The organism is Caulobacter sp. GW821-FHT10F06 (genome assembly GCF_058809215.1).
Window position 1 is genome coordinate 368152 of sequence record NZ_JBXASK010000001.1, and the last position, 16373, is coordinate 384524.

General features: G+C 66.0%; 15 protein-coding genes and 2 tRNA genes. 8 read left to right on the plus strand and 9 right to left on the minus strand.

Annotated features, from left to right (window positions below):
* The first annotated feature begins 184 nt into the window (after positions 1-184).
* The gene (locus AC1RUS_RS01665; protein ID WP_492912377.1) at positions 185-3094 is read left to right on the plus strand and encodes a long-chain-fatty-acid--CoA ligase; all 2910 of its coding nucleotides are present in this window, start codon (positions 185-187) and stop codon (positions 3092-3094) included.
* A 3-nt stretch (positions 3095-3097) separates the two neighbouring features.
* Here the strand turns inward: AC1RUS_RS01665 and AC1RUS_RS01670 are convergent, their stop codons facing one another.
* Positions 3098-3991, minus strand: coding sequence for an MBL fold metallo-hydrolase (locus tag AC1RUS_RS01670; RefSeq protein ID WP_492912379.1), 894 nt, complete (start codon positions 3989-3991; stop codon positions 3098-3100).
* A gap of 59 nt (positions 3992-4050) precedes the next feature.
* Here AC1RUS_RS01670 and AC1RUS_RS01675 point away from each other — a divergent pair, with 59 nt between their 5' ends.
* Positions 4051-4203 (plus strand): hypothetical protein, encoded by a 153-nt coding sequence (locus tag AC1RUS_RS01675; protein WP_492912381.1) that lies wholly within the window; start codon positions 4051-4053, stop codon positions 4201-4203.
* Positions 4204-4205: 2 nt separating this feature from the next.
* Here AC1RUS_RS01675 and AC1RUS_RS01680 read toward each other — a convergent pair whose 3' ends face one another.
* Entirely contained in the window at positions 4206-4616 is a 411-nt protein-coding gene (locus tag AC1RUS_RS01680; protein WP_492912383.1) for a TIGR01244 family sulfur transferase, read from the minus strand.
* 610 nt (positions 4617-5226) lie between these two features.
* On the opposite strand from AC1RUS_RS01680, the gene AC1RUS_RS01685 reads away from it, so the two are divergent.
* The 3 genes from AC1RUS_RS01685 to AC1RUS_RS01695 all read left to right on the plus strand — a co-directional run bounded on the left by AC1RUS_RS01685 (position 5227) and on the right by AC1RUS_RS01695 (position 10000).
* Positions 5227-8382 (plus strand): TonB-dependent receptor, encoded by a 3156-nt coding sequence (locus AC1RUS_RS01685; protein ID WP_492912385.1) that lies wholly within the window; start codon positions 5227-5229, stop codon positions 8380-8382.
* A 146-nt stretch (positions 8383-8528) separates the two neighbouring features.
* On the plus strand, positions 8529-9479 hold the full coding sequence (gene pip, locus AC1RUS_RS01690) for a prolyl aminopeptidase (RefSeq protein ID WP_492912387.1): 951 nt from the start codon (positions 8529-8531) through the stop codon (positions 9477-9479).
* On the plus strand, positions 9476-10000 hold the full coding sequence (locus AC1RUS_RS01695; RefSeq protein WP_492912389.1) for a GNAT family N-acetyltransferase: 525 nt from the start codon (positions 9476-9478) through the stop codon (positions 9998-10000). The genes pip and AC1RUS_RS01695 overlap by 4 nt, the downstream gene beginning before the upstream one ends.
* 62 nt (positions 10001-10062) lie before the next feature.
* Here AC1RUS_RS01695 and sppA read toward each other — a convergent pair whose 3' ends face one another.
* Both sppA and AC1RUS_RS01705 read right to left on the minus strand, forming a co-directional pair.
* Positions 10063-11853 carry a signal peptide peptidase SppA gene (gene sppA / locus AC1RUS_RS01700; protein WP_492912391.1) on the minus strand — a complete coding sequence of 597 codons (1791 nt, stop codon included), beginning with the start codon at positions 11851-11853 and terminating at the stop codon, positions 10063-10065.
* 118 nt (positions 11854-11971) lie between these two features.
* Positions 11972-12048 (minus strand) — tRNA-Pro (locus AC1RUS_RS01705).
* Between the two features lie 151 nt (positions 12049-12199).
* Between AC1RUS_RS01705 and AC1RUS_RS01710 the strand changes: the two genes are divergently transcribed.
* Positions 12200-12273 (plus strand) — tRNA-Gln (locus AC1RUS_RS01710).
* A gap of 33 nt (positions 12274-12306) precedes the next feature.
* Here the strand turns inward: AC1RUS_RS01710 and AC1RUS_RS01715 are convergent.
* From AC1RUS_RS01715 to AC1RUS_RS01730, 4 genes are read right to left on the minus strand one after another with little or no spacing between them, the layout of a single operon-like run.
* A complete protein-coding gene (locus AC1RUS_RS01715) occupies positions 12307-13476 on the minus strand; it encodes a tyrosine-type recombinase/integrase (protein WP_492912393.1) in 1170 nt (389 codons plus the stop codon).
* The gene (locus tag AC1RUS_RS01720) at positions 13451-13714 is read right to left on the minus strand and encodes a hypothetical protein (RefSeq protein ID WP_492912395.1); all 264 of its coding nucleotides are present in this window, start codon (positions 13712-13714) and stop codon (positions 13451-13453) included. Before AC1RUS_RS01720 ends, AC1RUS_RS01715 begins: the two co-directional genes overlap by 26 nt.
* 52 nt (positions 13715-13766) lie before the next feature.
* Positions 13767-14168 (minus strand): thermonuclease family protein, encoded by a 402-nt coding sequence (locus AC1RUS_RS01725; RefSeq protein WP_492912397.1) that lies wholly within the window; start codon positions 14166-14168, stop codon positions 13767-13769.
* Positions 14161-14658: a hypothetical protein gene (locus tag AC1RUS_RS01730; RefSeq protein ID WP_492912399.1), complete on the minus strand. Its 498-nt coding sequence runs from the start codon at positions 14656-14658 to the stop codon at positions 14161-14163. Before AC1RUS_RS01730 ends, AC1RUS_RS01725 begins: the two co-directional genes overlap by 8 nt.
* A gap of 67 nt (positions 14659-14725) precedes the next feature.
* Between AC1RUS_RS01730 and AC1RUS_RS01735 the strand changes: the two genes are divergently transcribed.
* A complete protein-coding gene (locus AC1RUS_RS01735) occupies positions 14726-15208 on the plus strand; it encodes a hypothetical protein (RefSeq protein ID WP_492912400.1) in 483 nt (160 codons plus the stop codon).
* Here the strand turns inward: AC1RUS_RS01735 and AC1RUS_RS01740 are convergent.
* Positions 15205-15600: a helix-turn-helix domain-containing protein gene (locus AC1RUS_RS01740; protein WP_492912402.1), complete on the minus strand. Its 396-nt coding sequence runs from the start codon at positions 15598-15600 to the stop codon at positions 15205-15207. The two genes, AC1RUS_RS01735 and AC1RUS_RS01740, sit on opposite strands and share 4 nt — an antisense overlap.
* Positions 15601-15691: 91 nt before the next feature.
* Here AC1RUS_RS01740 and AC1RUS_RS01745 point away from each other — a divergent pair, with 91 nt between their 5' ends.
* A complete protein-coding gene (locus tag AC1RUS_RS01745; protein ID WP_492912404.1) occupies positions 15692-16354 on the plus strand; it encodes a hypothetical protein in 663 nt (220 codons plus the stop codon).
* Positions 16355-16373: the final 19 nt, after the last annotated feature.

The window sequence follows — 16373 nt, forward strand, 5'->3', positions numbered from 1 at the left end:
GAACTAGAGCTTGCCGTCGCCCTGCGGCGGATTGGCGCGGGCTGGGCGAGTGGTCGACCCGTGTTCAACCAGACGCTTTGTCATTTGCCCGACAAGGCTCGCCCTTCGCGCGCGCCGCGTTGCGCAGGGCGCCCGCCGTCGATAGCCTCGCGCCAATAACGAGAAGCGAGAGAGAGCCAGTTCGATGCAGGGGTTGATGCAACACGGGGCGTTGACGGTCGACAAGATCATCGATCACGCCGCCCAGTGGCACGGAAACCGCGAAGTCGTCAGCCGCTCGGTCGAGGGACCGATCGTGCGCACGACCTACTCGGCGATCCGGGATCGAGCCAAGCGAGTGTCGAACGCGCTGCTGTCGCTGGGCGTTAAGCCGGGCGACCGGGTGGCCACCCTGGCCTGGAACACCGGTCGCCACATGGAGGCCTGGTACGGCATCATGGGCATCGGGGCGGTCTGCCACACCCTGAACCCGCGCCTGTTCCCCGAGCAGATCGCCTGGATCGCCGACCACGCCGGCGATCGCGTGCTGTTCGTAGACCTGACCTTCCTGCCGATCGTCGCGGCGATCCTGCCCAAGGTTCCCAGCATCGAGCATGTGGTGGTGTTCACCGACGGCGCGCACATGCCCGCCTTCGCTCCCGCAGGCGAGGCGCCGCACTTCAAGGGCGTCCACTGCTTCGAGACCCTGGTCGAGAGCCACGGGAGCGACTGCGCCTGGGGCGGCTTCGACGAGGGCACGGCGGCGGGCCTCTGCTATACCTCGGGCACGACGGGCGACCCCAAGGGGGTGATGTACTCGCACCGCTCCAACTTCCTGCACACGCTCATCACCCTGCAGCCCGACGTGATGGGGCTGTCGCAGCGCGACGTGATCCTGCCGGTGGTGCCGATGTTCCACGCCAACGCCTGGGGCGTGGCGTTCTCGGCCCCCGGGACGGGCGCCAAGATGGTGATGCCCGGCGCCAAGATGGACGGCGCGTCGATCTACGAATTGCTCGACACCGAGGGCGTGACCTTCTCGGCCGCCGTGCCCACTGTGTGGCAGATGCTGCTGCAGCACTTGCAGGAGACGGGCCTGAAGCTTCCCGTGTTGAAGAAGGTGGTGATCGGCGGGGCCGCCTGTCCCGAGCACATCATCCGCGCCTTCCAGGAAGACTATGATGTCGAGGTGGTCCACGCCTGGGGCATGACCGAAACCTCGCCGGTCGGCACGCTGTCGGTGATGACCGACGAGCTGGCCAAGCTGCCCTACGACCAGCAGATGCCCTATCGCCTCAAGCAGGGACGCCCGCCGCTGGGCGTGGAGCTGAAGCTGACCGACGACGCCGGCCAGCGCCTGCCGCACGACGGCAAGAGCTTCGGCAACCTGAAGATCAAGGGCCCGATCATCGCCGCCGAATACTTCCGGGGCGCGGGCGGCAAGATCCTCGACGACGAGGGCTTCTTCGACACCGGCGACGTGGCCACGATCGACGACCACGGCTTCATGCAGATCACTGACCGCGCCAAGGACGTCGTGAAGTCCGGCGGCGAGTGGATCAGCACCATCGACATCGAGAACATCGCCATGGGCCATCCCAAGGCGGCCCTGGCGGCGGTGGTCGGCGTGCCCCATCCCAAGTGGGACGAGCGACCGATCCTGCTGGTCAAGCTCAAGGAGGGCGAGACCGCCACCAAGGAGGAGTTTCTCGACTTCCTGCAAGGCAAGATCGCCAAGTGGTGGATGCCCGACGACGTGCTGTTCGTCGACGACATCCCGCTGGGCGCGACCGGCAAGATCGACAAGAAGCTGATCCGCCAGCGGATGAAGGACTATGTGCTGCCGTCGCTGGCCGCCGCCGCGCCGGTGCTGGCCGCCGCTGACGGTGGTCAGGCCGCGAAGATCTACGCGCCCGAACCGGTGGAGACCCCGGTCGACGTCGCGCCCGTGCTTCAGCCTGTCGCGCAGCCCGAGCCCTTACCCGAACCTGCGCCGGAGTCCGTCGTCGCCACCGAGGAGCCTGTCGCCGGAGGGCCGATCGACGCCCTGATCGCCGCCGCGCATATCGAAGCGGCCCAGGCGGAAGCCAAGCCCGTCGAACCCGTCGCCGCAGAGCCCGCGCCAGAGCCGTTCGCCGAGCCCTTGGCCGTCAGCGAGGCCGTGGCGGTTCCGGTCCTGCCGGTCGCCGAGACTTTCGACGAGGCGCCGCTGCGGCTGCACGAGCCTCAACCCGAGCCCGAGCCGCGGGCCACGCCGGTGGCGTCGGCGGCCGCCGACATGCCGTTCGCGGTTCCCCTGACGCCGCGTGAAAAACGAAAGGCCGCCAATCCGGAAAAAGCCGTGCCGGCCTGGGCTTCGATCTATCAGGACCTGGCCCTGTTCATCGCCTTGGTCCCCGGCCTGCTGATCGGCGCCGGGGCGGTCGGGGTGAAGTTCGGCGTCCTCGACCTGCCGCTGGGCTATGGCCTGATGGCCCAGGACTGGGCGCCGAAACTGGCCTTCCTCAGCGTGGCCGCCAGCGCCCTGGCGCTGATCGTCGCCCTGATCGCCGGCTTCGGAAAACTGTGGAAGCGGCTGCTGCTGACCCTGCTGATCACCATCGCCACGGTCGCCGGCATTCTGGGGGTCAAGTCGGCCGGCGGGATGGCGCCGCCCATTCATGACGTGTCGACCGACTGGCGCACGCCGCTGAACTTCTCCGACGCGGCCCTGGCGGCGCGCGGCGGCTCGGCCCAGGCGGTCGAGGACGATCCCAGCCTGCCGGTCGGCTCGGCCGCCTATGCGGGACGCCGGGTGGCGGACGTCAACGCCGAGACCTGCGGGACGGCGCGGCCGCTGGTGCTGGAGCGCGCGCCCGCAGACGCCTACGAGGCGGCGAAGGCGGCGGTGCTGGCGTCGGGCCTGACGCTGATCACCGACGATCCGATGGACGGCCGGCTGGAGGCCACGGGCAAGAGCTACTGGTACGGCCTGGTCGACGACCTGGTGGTGCGGGTGAGGCCCGACGCCAATGGCGCGCGGGTCGACATGCGCTCGATCGGCCGCGACGCCGGTCCGGACATGGGCCGCAACTGCAAGCGTGTGTCGGGCCTGCTGGCGGCGATGAAGCCGTAGGCCTCAACAGACCAATCGATACTCGGCGTCCAGTTCCGGCTCGCCGGCGGCGATCACGCGGCCTTCACGGACCAGCTGCAGCATGTGGGCCAGCACCGACATGGCGGCGGCCGGGTGCAGGCGCGGATCGACGGCCGCGTACAGCACCGGCACCATCGCCTTGATCTGGGTGTGGCCAGCGGCCAGGGCTTCGAGGATCTGGGCCTCGCGTCCGCGACGGTGGGCGATATAGGCGTCGATGAAGGGCCCAACCTCACGCACCGGCGCGCCGTGGGTCGGCCACAGGGTGTCGAACCCGCGCGCCTTCACCTTGTCGAGACTGGCGAAATAGTCGCCCATGTCGCCGTCCGGCGGGGTGATCACGGTCGTCGACCAGCCCATGATGTGATCGCCGGAGAACAGGGCGTTCTCCTCCTTGAGGGCGAAGCAGATGTGGGTGGAGGTGTGGCCGGGCGTGGTGATGGCCTCCAGCGTCCAGCCCGGGCCACACAGCACCTGGCCGTCTCGGAGTTCGACGTCGGGCCGGAAGCGGCCGTCGTCGCCTTCCTCAAGGCCCGACACATGCTCGCCGCCGACGGCCGGGGCGGGCAGGCCGTAGACCTTCGCCCCCGTGATCTTGGCCAGAGGGCCGGCGAGGGGCGAGTGGTCCAGGTGGTGATGGGTGACCAGGATGTGCGTCACCGTCTCGCCCTCCAGCGCCGCCAGCAGGGCGTCCAGGTGTTCGGGCTGCTCGGGGCCTGGGTCGATCACCGCCACCTCGCCGTGGCCGACGATGTAGACGCCGGTGCCGGTGAAGGTGAACGGGCCGGGGTTGCGGGCGATGACGCGCCGTATCAGCGGCGAGACCTGATCGCAGCGGCCGTACTCGAACTCGATTTCACGGACGTAGGGGATCATCGGTCTCTCCGGCGCCGGTCTTGCGGTTGAGCCTCCTGTAACCTTCCGGAGGACGAGCCATGGTGGCGGACGCGGCGATTTTTGTCTCAAAACGGCTCCAGCGCGCGGCCTTCGCCATTCTATGTCTCTTCATGGCGCAGTTCGTGCTGGCCAGCTGCGAGGCCGAGCCCTCGCCGATGGCGGCGCGGGTGTCTCTGGACGGCAGCCGCTAGGCTCAGCCCGGCAGCACGCCCGACAGGTCGTATCCGGCCTCGGCGCCCTGGCGCACCAGCGTTTCACGATCCGCGCTTCCCGACAGCGCTTGTCCGATCGACCAGGTGACGATCGAGCGCGTGCCCGACCGACAGAAGGCCAAGACCGGGCCGTTGGCGGCTTCGACCGCCGCGCGGACAGCCTCGACCTGTTCGGGACCCGGACCGCCGCGCACCGGAATATGCACATAGTCCAGGCCCGCCGCGCGGGCCGCCGCTTCGATCGTCGCGCTCGACGGCTGGCTGGGATCCTCGCCGTCGGGACGGTTGTTGATCACCAGAACGAATCCTTCGTCTGCCGCCCGGGCGATGTCGGCTTCCGTGACCTGGGGGCTGACGGAGAGGGAGTCGGTGACGCGTCTGAAGTCGCTCATGGGTGCTCGCTAAACTGACAGATCAAGCCGCCGCAAAATAGGGCGGGACGGATTGGTAGCACCCCGCGCGAGTGTCGTCGTGGTGTCACATAGCGCTGTCCGAAAATGCCTCGAAATCGATCAAATGGCGCATTTGAATGCGCAATATCGGGATAACGGGGTTTAAATATCTGTGTTTTTGGATTTGGCGTGGAATGCAGTTCGGCCCTGTCAAGGCGGATCGGGTGAAATTATTCGCGTAACACGCCTTGTGAATCTCCTCGCCTGGTGACCATTGTTTCTCGAAATTTCTTGTCGAAATCCAAGGGTTTAAGGGGCGTTTGATCCGGGATATGGGCAGGTGCGACGAATAGTCTAGCTCCACCTTACGGAATTGTGGCTGCCGTGTTGCGTTTATGCGACAGGGGTGCGGGATGTGGGTTGCAATCCTGTAATGTCAATTGACCCAAAAGCGAGGCGGCTCCTAACGTCGCCGCAACCGGGGAAATGTTTCCGGGACACCAGTGATCTCGCGATGCAGTTGGCGCGGAATTCCGCGCAGTCCGGACATATTGTTTCAATGGGGACCGTCCGGTCGAAACCTGCGTCGCACAGAGGGGATGTTTAGAAAATGAAATCCACCAAAGGTAGCGTTCGCGCGCGTCTTCTGACGTCTACGCTGTTCGCCGGCTTGGCCGCGATCTCCGCGCCCGTCGCGGTCACCGCGATCGCGATGGCGATCCCGACCATGGCCTCGGCCCAGGACTACACCAGCGGTACGCTGACCGGCAAAGTCGTGGACTCGGCCGGCGCTCCCGTCGCCGGCGCGGCGGTCACCGTGCGTTCGCAGCAGACGGGCATCGCGCAGAACTCGACGACCGACGCCAACGGCAGCTTCCGCGCGCCGCTGATCCCCACCGGCTCCTATACGGTGACGGTCTCGAAGGACGGCTTCACGCCCAGCAACGAAAGCGGCCTGGCGGTTCGCGCCGGCGGTGAGTCGACCTACACCTTCAGCCTCGCCGCGGTCGGCGAAGTCTCCGAAGTCGTGATCACCGCGGCTCGCCCGGGCCTGGACTTCTCGCAAACCACGACCGGCCTGGTCGTGGACGTCGAACAACTGGTGAAGTCGGTCCCCGTGGTCCGCAGCGCCCAGGGCCTGGCCCTGCTCGCGCCCGGCGCCATCCAGGGCGCGGCCGGCAACTACTCGGGTCAAGTCGCCGTCGGCGGCGCCTCGGTGTCGGAGAACGCGTTCTTCATCAACGGCCTGAACATCACCAACTTCAACACCTACCTCGGCGGCGCGAACGTGCCGTTCGACTTCTACAAGACGTTTGAAGTGAAGACCGGCGGCTATCCCGCCGAGTTCGGCCGCGCGACCGGCGGCGTCGTCACCGCCACGACCAAGTCGGGCACCAACGATTTCATGTTCGCCGTTCACGGCAACTATGAGCCGAACGACCTGCGCTCCGATCAGAAAGACACCTATCTGAACGCGGGCAACCACCTGAAGCGCGACTACAAGGACCTGGTCTTTGAAGCCGGCGGTCCGATCATCAAGGACCACATCTTCCTGTACGCCCTGGCGCAACTGCGCAGCCTGGAAACCAACCCGGGCAACCTGGCCACCCGCGCGACCAACGCCACCCTGGCCGGCGAAACCGCGATCGGCGCTCAGAACCTCACGGAAGAGCGTTCGGGCCAGGCCTTCTACGGCGCCAAGCTCGACGCCTACCTGACGTCGCGCCAGCACCTTGAAGCCACCTACTTCCGCACCAACGACGTCACCAAGCGTCGCGTGTACGGCTACAACCAGTTCACCGACACCGTCGGCGGCTTCAAGTCGGGCACCAACTACCCGACCGGCGGCGAGAACTTCGTGTTCAAGTACACGGGTTCGTTCACCGACTGGTTCACCCTGTCGGGCGCCTACGGCCGCAACCAGGACAACCTGGCGACCCTGCCGCTGAACACCACCGACCCGCTCGTGCAGGATCAACGCACCGGCACCGCGGCGACGATCAGCCAGCAGTCGGTCTCGGCCATCGGCGCGCCCTACAACACCAAGCGCAACTTCTACCGCGTCGACGCCGACCTGTACTTCGACCTCGTGGGCAAGCACCACATCCGGGGCGGCTACGACCACGAAGACGACTACCTGAAGCACTTCTCGCTCTACACTGGCAACGCGGCCTACACCTACAAGACCGCCGCTGCGGGTAACGCCCTCGGCCTGGCCGCTGGCACGCAGTTCATCGAAGCCCGCACCTTCATCTCGGGCGGCAACTTCGACGGCGAGAACCAGGCTTGGTACGTCCAGGACTCCTGGTCGCCGATGTCGAACCTGACCTTCAACCTCGGCATCCGCAGCGACAGCTTCAAGCAGTCGGGCTCGAACGGCGTTGTCTTCGCCAACCTGAAGAACAACATCGCCCCGCGCGTTGGCGTGATCTGGGATCCGACCGGCGAAGGCCGCGACAAGATCTTCGCGAACTACGGCAAGTACTATCTGCCGATCGCGGGCAACACCGCCTACCGTCAGGCCGCCGGCACCTACGACTTCACCGCGCGCTACTACAACCTGGCCGGCTACACGCCGAACCCGACCACCGGTCTGCCGACCGGCGGCCTCGGCACCCAACTCGTCGGCTACACGGGCGCTCGCGCCTGTATCGCTGGCGGGGCGTCGGCCGCGGGCGTGGTGGGTTGTACCTACCAGAACGATGGTTCGTTCTACACCGCCGAGCAACAGCACAGCAAAGAGCTGAAGGCGACGGAAGAAGACGAGTACATCGTCGGCTACAGCCACAAGTTCGATAACCTGTGGACCATCGGCGCCACCCTGACGTATCGCAACCTGATCGAAGGCGCCGACGACGTCGCCATCGACTACGCCGTTCGCGCCTACTGCAAGGAAAAGGGCCTGTCGACGGCTCCGGGCGGCGGCTGCGACAACTACGACGGCACGCTGATCGACTACGCGATCATCAACCCGGGCTCGGCCGCGACCGTGAAGCTGCAGAACCCGCTCGCCGTCGGCGGCACGGATCTGCCGACCATCACCTTCACCGCCGATCAACTGGGCTATCCGAAGGCCAAGCGCACCTACACCGCCCTGGACTTCTCGTTCGATCGCGCCTTCGACGGCAAGTGGGGCTTCCACGGCACCTACACCCTGTCGCAGCTGAAGGGTAACTACGAAGGTTCGTCGTACAGCGACTACGCCAGCGGCCAAGCGGACTCGGGCATCACCCTGCAGTTCGACACGCCGACCCTGGTCGAAGGCGCCTACGGCCTGCTGCCGAACCACCACGCCCACGTCTTCAAGGGCTATGGTTCGTACCAGCTGACCGACAACATCCTCCTCGGCGCCAACGGCACGATCATCTCACCGCGTCGCGTGGGCTGCATCGGCTACAACCCGAACGATCCGATCCTGGAAAACAACTACGGTCCGTCGTACTCGCACTACTGCGGTGGCAAGCAAGTGCCGCAAGGCACGGGCGTGAGCACGCCGTGGACGACGTCGTTCGACACCTCGCTGCGCTACACCGTGCCGAAGTTCGTCCCCTATCAGGGCGACCTGGTGCTGCGCGTGGATGTGTTCAACATCTTCAACTCGCGTAAGGCTGTGAACGTCCAGAACGTCGCCGAAAACGGCACCGTGCTCTACACGGCGCCCGCCACCGGCAGCCCGCTCTCGGCGACCCGCACGCCGGTGTTCGGTCAGCCGATCACCTACCAGAACCCGCGTTACGTGCGCTTCGGCTTCGACCTGTCCTTCTAAGACCGGCTCTTTCCGAACCACGAGATACAGAGGCGGCGGGCTCCGAAAGGGGCCCGCCGTTTTCTTTTGGGCGATGGCCTGGATCGCCGCGCCTTGCGTCGGCCGTCGGCGGCCGTAACCTGCGCGCCTTCACAGGACACCGCAGCATGAGCGACCCCTTCTTCCCGCCGATCGAGCCCTACGCCACGGGTAGGCTCGCGCTGGAAGAGCCCTACGAGATGTATTGGGAGGAGAGCGGCGCGCCCGACGGCGTGCCGGTCGTCTTCCTGCATGGCGGCCCCGGCTCGGGATGCTCGCCCAAGCATCGCCAGTTCTTCGACCCGGCGATCTGGCGAGTCGTCATCCACGACCAGCGGGGCTGCGGCCGGTCCGCGCCGATCGGCGACCTCACCAACAACACCACCCAGGCCCTGATCGCCGACATCGAGGCCCTGCGCGAGGCGCGGGGGATCGAGCGCTGGCTGGTGTTCGGCGGCAGCTGGGGTTCCACCCTTTCCCTGGCCTATGCCCAGGCCCATCCCGACCGCTGCCTGGGCCTGGTGGTGCGGGGTGTCTTCCTGGGCGAGCAGGACGAGATCGACTGGTTCATGTCCGGCCTGGCGCTCTTGTCTCCCGAGGCCTGGCGCGATTTCTTCGCCGCCAGCGGGGCGGGCGAGGTCGACGATCTGCTGGCCGCCTATGTCGCCCGGCTGAACGACCCCGATCCCGCCGTCCACGGGCCCGCCGCCTATGCCTGGGGGCTGTATGAGGCGCGCTCGTCGACCCTGCTGCCCAGCCCCGACCTGATGGCCGAGATGAGCGGGCCGGCCAAGGCCCTGGCCCTGGCCCGGATCGAAGCCCATTATTTCCAACACGACTGCTTCCTGTCGCCGGGCCAGTTGATCGAGGGCGTCGACAGGATCCGGCACCTGCCCGCCACGATCGTCGAGGGCCGCTACGACTTGCTGTGTCCGATCGGCGTCGCCGATCGCCTGAGCCAGGCGTGGCCGGAAGCCGAATATGTCGTTGTGCCCGATGCGGGCCACTCGGTGTTCGAGCCCGGGATCGCCCGCGAGCTGGTGGCGGCCGTGCGGCGCATGGCCACGCGGCTGGCATGACGACGCCGGCGTCGCTCAACGGTCTGGACGCCTTCACGACGGCCCGGTTGAAGGCGACGCGGTTGGCCCATGACGATCTGCCCGACCTGACGGCCTTGCATCTCGACGCGGAGGTTTCCCGCTTCCTGGGCGGCGTCAGGACGCCCGAGGCGACGGCGGCCTATCTGGAGACCAATATCCGTCACTGGGCCGATCACGGTGTCGGCCTGTGGACGTTGCGGACAATGGACGGGACCTCCGTGGGCCGCGCCGGCCTGCGCCGCGTCGAGGTCGAGGGCGTCCCGGAGCTGGAGATCGCCTACGCCTTCACGCGGGCGGCGTGGGGGCAGGGGCTGGCGACGGAGATTTCCGAGGCGCTGGTCAGGCTGTGGGCGGCCGAGCGCCCCGAACCGGATCTCGTCGGCCTGGTCGTGAAGGGCAATGCGGCGTCGGAGAACGTGTTGCGGAAGACCGGCTTTGCCTATGAGCGCGACGCCGTCTTCCACGACCAGCCCTGCGGCCTGTTTCGCCTGTCGCGCTGAGGCCAAGAAAAAGGCCGCCCGGCGTGACGCCCGGCGGCCTTTCCTGTTCTTATAAAGCCGCCCTAGTGGATGGGCGTGTCGGCCAGCACCGAAGCGCCGCCCGGAGCCGCGCGCAGGCGAGCGTGGGCCAGTTCGTCCATGATCGCCTGGGAGCGCGGATCGCCGAGGATCCAGGCCGAGGCGGCGATGGTCCGCATCGAGGTCGAGCTGACGCCCAGCACCTTCTCCAGCGCCTCGAAGGGCGACTTGGCGCCGTCCATGCGCTTGAGCTTGGCTTCGCCCTTGATGCCAGCCAGGGCCTTGGCCTTGTCGACCGCCTGGTAGAAACCGCCCAGCTCGTCGACCAGACCCAATTGCAGGGCCTGCTCGCCAGTCCAGACGCGGCCCTTGGCGATCTCGCGGACGCGTTCAGGCGGCAACTTGCGGCCCTCGGCGACGCGGGTCACGAAGCCGGCGTAGATGCGATCCATCCAGCCCGCGAACTTGGCGCGCTGGTCGGGGGTGAAGCCCTCGCCCGTGCCGAAGGCGCCGGCATAGTCGCCGCCCACATGCACTTCGCGGGTGTCGACGCCAAAGCGTGACAGGGCGTCGCCCAGAGCGAACTTGCCGCCATAGACGCCGATCGAGCCGGTCAGGGTCGAGGGTTCGGCGACGATCGAGGAGGCTTGGCTGCTGATCCAGTAGCCACCGGAAGCGGCGTAGGTGCCCATGGACACCACCACCGGCTTGCCGGCCGCCTTGGCGGCCTTCACGGCGGCCAGGATCTGTTCGGAGGCGGTGTCGGAGCCGCCGGGCGAGGACACCCGGAACACGATCGCCTTGACGTCCTTGTCGGTGGCCGCGTCGTAGAAGGCCTTGGCCACGTCGTCGGAATAGACGTTGCTGTCACCGCCGAAGGGCGAGCCGCCGCCGCTGGCGCCGGTGACGATCGCGCCCTCGGCGCCGATCACGGCGATGGTCGGGCCCGACTTGCCGCCCGAGGGGCTCTTGGAGCGCGAGGCGTAGTCGTCGAAGTCGATCAGCTTGGCGCCCTTGCCGGCGCGCGACAGGGCCACGCTCTGCAGATCGTTGACCTGGCCGACGCGGTCGATCAGACCCTGCTCGCGGGCCTCCTGGGCGCTGTAGGGGCCAGCCTCCAGAATCTTGATCAGTTTGGCGGGGTCGGCCTTGCGGTCGGCCGCCGCCGAGGTCAGGGCCGAGCGATAGACCGAGCCCATCCACGACAGAGACGACTCGCGGTGGGCGGGGGTGTAGTCGCTGTAGAGGTAAGGGTTGACTGCGTTCTTGTACTCGTAGCGCTGCTCGTACTCGGCCTTGACGCCGTATTTGTCGAAGAAGCGCTTGAAGAACATCGCCTCGCTGGAGACCCCGACGGCCTGGAACGAGCTGTCAGGCTGCATCCAGAACTCGCTGGAGGCCGCGCCCAGCATGTAGGTCGAGGTCACCATGCCCGACGGATAGAGGCCCTGGCTGTGGGCGTAGATCGGCTTCTTGCCGACAGATCGGAAGTGCTTGAAGGCCAGACGCAGTTCGTCGGCGGTGGCCGGAGCCATGCCGCCTTCGGGCAGGCGCACCATCAGGGCCTTGACCTTGTCGTCCTTCTCGGCGCGACGCAGGGTCTCGATCACCGACATGACGGAGGTTCCGCCGCCGCCGCTGAAGGCCGCGAAGGGGTTCTGGGCGTCCTGGTCGGTCAGGCCGCGACGCAGGTCCAGGGCCAGCACCGAATGGGCGGGCACGGGCGCGGGGCGGGCGGCCCCGGCGGCCATCACGATCAGCAGGAAGGGGACGCCGACCACGAACAACACCAGGCCGACGAACACGCCGGCCACGGTCAGGAGAAACTGCTTCATCGAAGATCCCGTCAGGAGGTGGCCCACAAGCTAGCGAGTGTTGCGTTGCGGTCAAATGAACAGCGCGCAACCTGGCGTCAGACGCCATGCGAACAAAGGGATTTCAATGCGGGAAAAATGGTCGGAGTGGCAGGATTTGAACCTGCGACCCCTGCGTCCCGAACGCAGTGCTCTACCAGACTGAGCCACACTCCGACTTGGAGGGCGGCTTATAGACACGCGGTTCGCCGCTCGCAAGCGTGAATTATGGCCCTCGAAAAAGAAGTTCAAAGTCCCGTTGCATCCTTCCGACTCGTGCGCTATCTCCACCGCCTCGCCGGGCCCAGACGGGTCTCGCCGTTCCTGCTGGGGAATGGTGTAATGGTAACACTGCGGTTTTTGGTACCGTCATTCTAGGTTCGAGTCCTAGTTCCCCAGCCACACAATTTCAGACACTTAGCGAGAAGCGTCCCCTCAGGGGAGGCCGGTTTTTACAGGGCCTTTTACAGCTTCCGCTCTGGCTTTGTTCTCGTGCATCCGCCGAACGATCGCCAAGCCGATCTCTTGGCCGCTGACATAGCGCCGCCGAATCTCTCTGACTTGCTCAGGCTTCCAGCCCAAAATCGTGGCGATGTCCTCGTCTGCGAGGCCGGCGCGGATGAAGTTGGTGGCCGCCGTGCCGCGCATGTCGTGGATGCGGAGGTCTTCAATTCCAGACTTGGCGTCGGGCCCGTGTAGTTGCTGGGCGCGCTGTAGCGCCTTCCTCCGCTGTCGCTGAATGGCGCTCTCGATGCCCGCCTCAGTCCAGGGACGGCCCTTCGACGAATTGAGGAGCGTGGTCGACTTGCCTTCGTGTCGCGCGATGATCCCGTCCAGGATCACGCGGAAGGCTTCGGTGATCGGCACGACCACCGTTCGACGGTTGTTCGACTTGCCGGTCTGAAAGACGATCGCGTCTTCGCCCACGGCCGATAGAGGCACACGCCGCAGGTCAGCGTTCCGCAGGCCGCTGTGCGTCGCGACGTCCGCGAAATCGATGAACTCCTGTCCCGCATCGTGCAGCAGGATTTCGAGGTGGTGAGGCTCCCAGATGATCGTGGATCGGTCCGGCGGATGATAGAGGCCGGCGACGCCCTCGATGGGATTGCGGGTCAGTTCGCCCTGGTCGACGGCCCAGTCGATGATCCTGGACAGTGCGCCCATGCGATCGTCGGCGGACTTGGGTGTCGCCTTGGACTTGTCGCGCCACGCGATCAGCACCGCGCGGGCGCGTTTGCTCTCCAACGCCCGAATTTCCATCTTCCCGAGATCGGTGCGCACGCGGTCCAGATGCTTGCGCAGGTCCTTCTTGGTGCGAACTGCGCCTGGCATATCTTCGAGCGCGATCAGGTATCGCGTCACCAGGCCGTGCAGGGTGACCTTGTCGCCCGTCTTGGCAGTCTCGCCCTCCTTGAACGCCTTGATGGCGTCAGGCGCGCGCTGGGAGACCAGCGTGGCCAACTCCTGATCGCTGCGAGCGGTGACCTTCAGCAGCTGCGGTCCGCCGCGCCACGCGTACCAGTATTCCGTGACGGACGACTTCGACCGCGCCTGCACCCGGTGAAGGCCGGGGAGCATGTCACGAATGCTCAAGGAACCGGTCAAGGGCAGACTCCGGATCGGTCATGGCGTCGTTGTCGGCCGAAGGTTCGGATTTCGGACTCAGGCCGGCGAGGGCGTCAAGTCGGGCGTCCAGCGCCACGATGTCGTAACGCTCCGAGCGCAGTCCCGGGACGCGCGCCCAGCCCAGTCGACGGAATTCGGCGACGGGCAGCTTGCCGCAATACTTGGCGGCTTCCTCGACTGTCAGGAGGCGGGGGAGGCGGGCAGCTTGATCGGTCATCGCGCCGACCTCGCGGCGACCAAGCAGAGGAGCCTGGAGCCTGGACGGCCAGCTACTGCCACATGCCCCTCCCAGCCGCCTTGGCGGCGTCCTCAGCGGGCGCGTAGACCCCTTTGCTGTACCGACGGTACTCGCTGGCGAAACCGGAGCGAATGACCGCGGCGTTGACGTCCGGGCTGGCGTCCGACCAGCAACGGCCGACGAAGCGGCCGTATCGGTCGCGCTCGACAAACCTACAGCCCACGCGGCCGCGCGTCAGGCGGACCAGCTCATCCCTGGCCTCATAGGCAAAGGGCTCGGCGGGCGCTTTGCCGCGCCGAACCTCGGGGGCGTCCACGCCGAACAGGCGGACGCGCTCGGTTCCACAGCGGAACGTGTCGCCGTCATGAACCGCCGGCGCGGTGCAGGCGATGATGGCAGCCGCGGCGGCGCTGAAAGCGACCGCGCTAAGCAAGGAGGTACGCCGTGATGAGGAGAGCGACAGGCGTTGCCAGGAGCACCACGGTCGCAGCATTCGCGAGCTTCCCACGCTCCGTTAGGATGGGCTGGTTTTCCGAAAGGCGGTGCTGCAGTTCCTGCGCGTAGTCGACCAGAAGATCCTTCTCTGTCGCGCCTGTCTGAAGGTCGCCATTGAAGTCGCTGGGATAGTAGCCGAGCGAGTGGAACGCCCTGGACCGGAGCGCGGCCATGGCAAGGCCCGCGCTTAAGGTGAAGCCGATGACCGCCACGATTGCGCCGATCAGCAGGGGCTTGTTCTGAAGGCTCGCCGCACCGATGGCGGCGGCGCCAGCTGCCAAGGCCACGGCGGCATTGGTGATCGCCCCGATGCTCTGGTCCTGAGCGTCGGCGAAGGCCACCTGGCTGACGAGCCGCTTCTCGCCTTGATCGACTATGGTTTTCAGTACAGCTTCAGGTGCAGCTAAAAGGTCGGTGCGGCTAGTCATGGCTCCTCCCGTTGGACAACGTCCGCCCGAGCGACGTGGCAAGGACAAGCCGCCCGTTGACGCGCGGGTGGCTGGCGTCGCCGAGAACCCGACCTCCCTCATCGCTCAAAGTCATCGGATGGCTGTCCTTGAAGCTACCATTCGGGACGGGATCATTTCGGCCAACAGCGTGCAATCCGCCGGTGTCATGCTTGCGCATCGGGCAAACTCCCTCTTTGAGGCGCGCGTCAGCTGGCTCTTGAACGTATTGGCCTGTGTGCTCGCCGGAGGAGCACTGGTCGCCGACCACTTTGTGGAACCGGTCAGGGTCGCTTTGCTGGCGCCCGCAATCGCTGTTGTGCTCACGGCCACCTTGCTCCTGACAAAGAGCGTTTCGAGCGTTGGGCCGTACGAAGTTCTTCGGCGTGCCGGCTTCAAACGCCGCGAGCTGCAAGCGATCAGCGCCGCGCTTGTGGAATACAACGGACCGCCCGATGCCGACGCTATCCTCGCCTACCTTCAGGAAAGAGCCGGTCTCGAAGGCGATGGGCATGACAGCGAGCGCGCCTAGATCGTAGAGCCTGGGGCGATGACCTCGGCCAGGTCGACCAGCCGTCGCCGCTGCACGGGCGAGAGCTTGGGGAACAGCCGCACCAGCTCGGCCGCGCCATCGAGCTCCAGGAAGGCGGCGAGCTCCGGCATAACGCTTTCCCCATCGCCCTGTCCGTCCAAGCCCTCGAAGAACGCACCGACCGTCGTCCCGAGTTTCCGGGCCACCGCCAGCAGCTTCGATGCTGAGATCCGGTTGTGGCCTCGTTCGTACTTCTGAACCTGCTGGAAGCTGATCTCCAACGCATCGGCCAGTTCCGTCTGCGGCATGTCGAGCGCCAAACGTCGGGCCCTGATCAACTTGCCGACGTGCACGTCTGTGGGATCCGGCGTCTCGATATTCTTCATGACCATGCTTGCACCTCCCTGACTTGATCTCCGATGAGCGAAGGTAGGCGTCAAGCTCAACCACACGGATGGCAGGAATCGTGAGAGCGTCGACAGCATGAATCGCCCCTTGCTCACTTGCTGGATCGCGCTCGTCTTCATCCTTGTCGCAGGCGTGATATTTCAACTGCTCAGGTCTGATGTTCCTTGGCGTAGCGAAATTGTAGCAGCATGGGTTCAGGCCGTTGGATCGATTGTCGCTATCGTGGCCGCCATCGTCATCGCTCGCTACGAGGCAATGCGAGCGATGAAAGAGCGAGCGTCGCTTAAGCATCACACTACGATGCTGGTACTCAACACGTGCAAGGCAGCGCGCGGTCTGTTCGAGGAAGCGATGGCGGGCATGCGCGGAGAGCGGTTGGGCTTCCTCCAAGACGAGAACTTCACAGAATATCAAGCAGCGCTTCGCGAAATCCCGCTCAGCAATTGCACGAGTTTGGCGGCGCTCGTACTTACCGATGCTCGTCGGGCCGTCGCTCATGCATTCCGCACTTACGGCGAGTGGAGGAAGGCGGTGATGGGGCCGGCAACACCGCAGCATCTCGCGCAAGGCCTCGATCCAAACGCGAGATATTTCGATTTGACCCTGGTTCGCGCTCACGCCAACCGAGGCGCAGCCGAGGATTTCCGGCGCATGGTGGCTTCCTACGATCAAGCTATCGCACAGCTCGAAGTCGAGTGGCGTCGATCGGTTGCTAGAGGGTATTTTTTCAAAGACTGACAACTGAGACCTCGATCAA

Coding starts and splice junctions, on each gene's coding strand:
- AC1RUS_RS01740 (WP_492912402.1), bottom strand. CDS start 15,600: ATGGTCATGAAGAATATCGAGACGCCGGATCCCACAGACGTGCACGTC.
- AC1RUS_RS01670 (WP_492912379.1), bottom strand. CDS start 3,991: ATGATCCCCTACGTCCGTGAAATCGAGTTCGAGTACGGCCGCTGCGAT.
- pip (WP_492912387.1), top strand. CDS start 8,529: ATGAGCGACCCCTTCTTCCCGCCGATCGAGCCCTACGCCACGGGTAGG.
- AC1RUS_RS01680 (WP_492912383.1), bottom strand. CDS start 4,616: ATGAGCGACTTCAGACGCGTCACCGACTCCCTCTCCGTCAGCCCCCAG.
- AC1RUS_RS01685 (WP_492912385.1), top strand. CDS start 5,227: ATGAAATCCACCAAAGGTAGCGTTCGCGCGCGTCTTCTGACGTCTACG.
- AC1RUS_RS01720 (WP_492912395.1), bottom strand. CDS start 13,714: ATGACCGATCAAGCTGCCCGCCTCCCCCGCCTCCTGACAGTCGAGGAA.
- AC1RUS_RS01695 (WP_492912389.1), top strand. CDS start 9,476: ATGACGACGCCGGCGTCGCTCAACGGTCTGGACGCCTTCACGACGGCC.
- sppA (WP_492912391.1), bottom strand. CDS start 11,853: ATGAAGCAGTTTCTCCTGACCGTGGCCGGCGTGTTCGTCGGCCTGGTG.
- AC1RUS_RS01675 (WP_492912381.1), top strand. CDS start 4,051: ATGGTGGCGGACGCGGCGATTTTTGTCTCAAAACGGCTCCAGCGCGCG.
- AC1RUS_RS01745 (WP_492912404.1), top strand. CDS start 15,692: ATGAATCGCCCCTTGCTCACTTGCTGGATCGCGCTCGTCTTCATCCTT.
- AC1RUS_RS01730 (WP_492912399.1), bottom strand. CDS start 14,658: ATGACTAGCCGCACCGACCTTTTAGCTGCACCTGAAGCTGTACTGAAA.
- AC1RUS_RS01665 (WP_492912377.1), top strand. CDS start 185: ATGCAGGGGTTGATGCAACACGGGGCGTTGACGGTCGACAAGATCATC.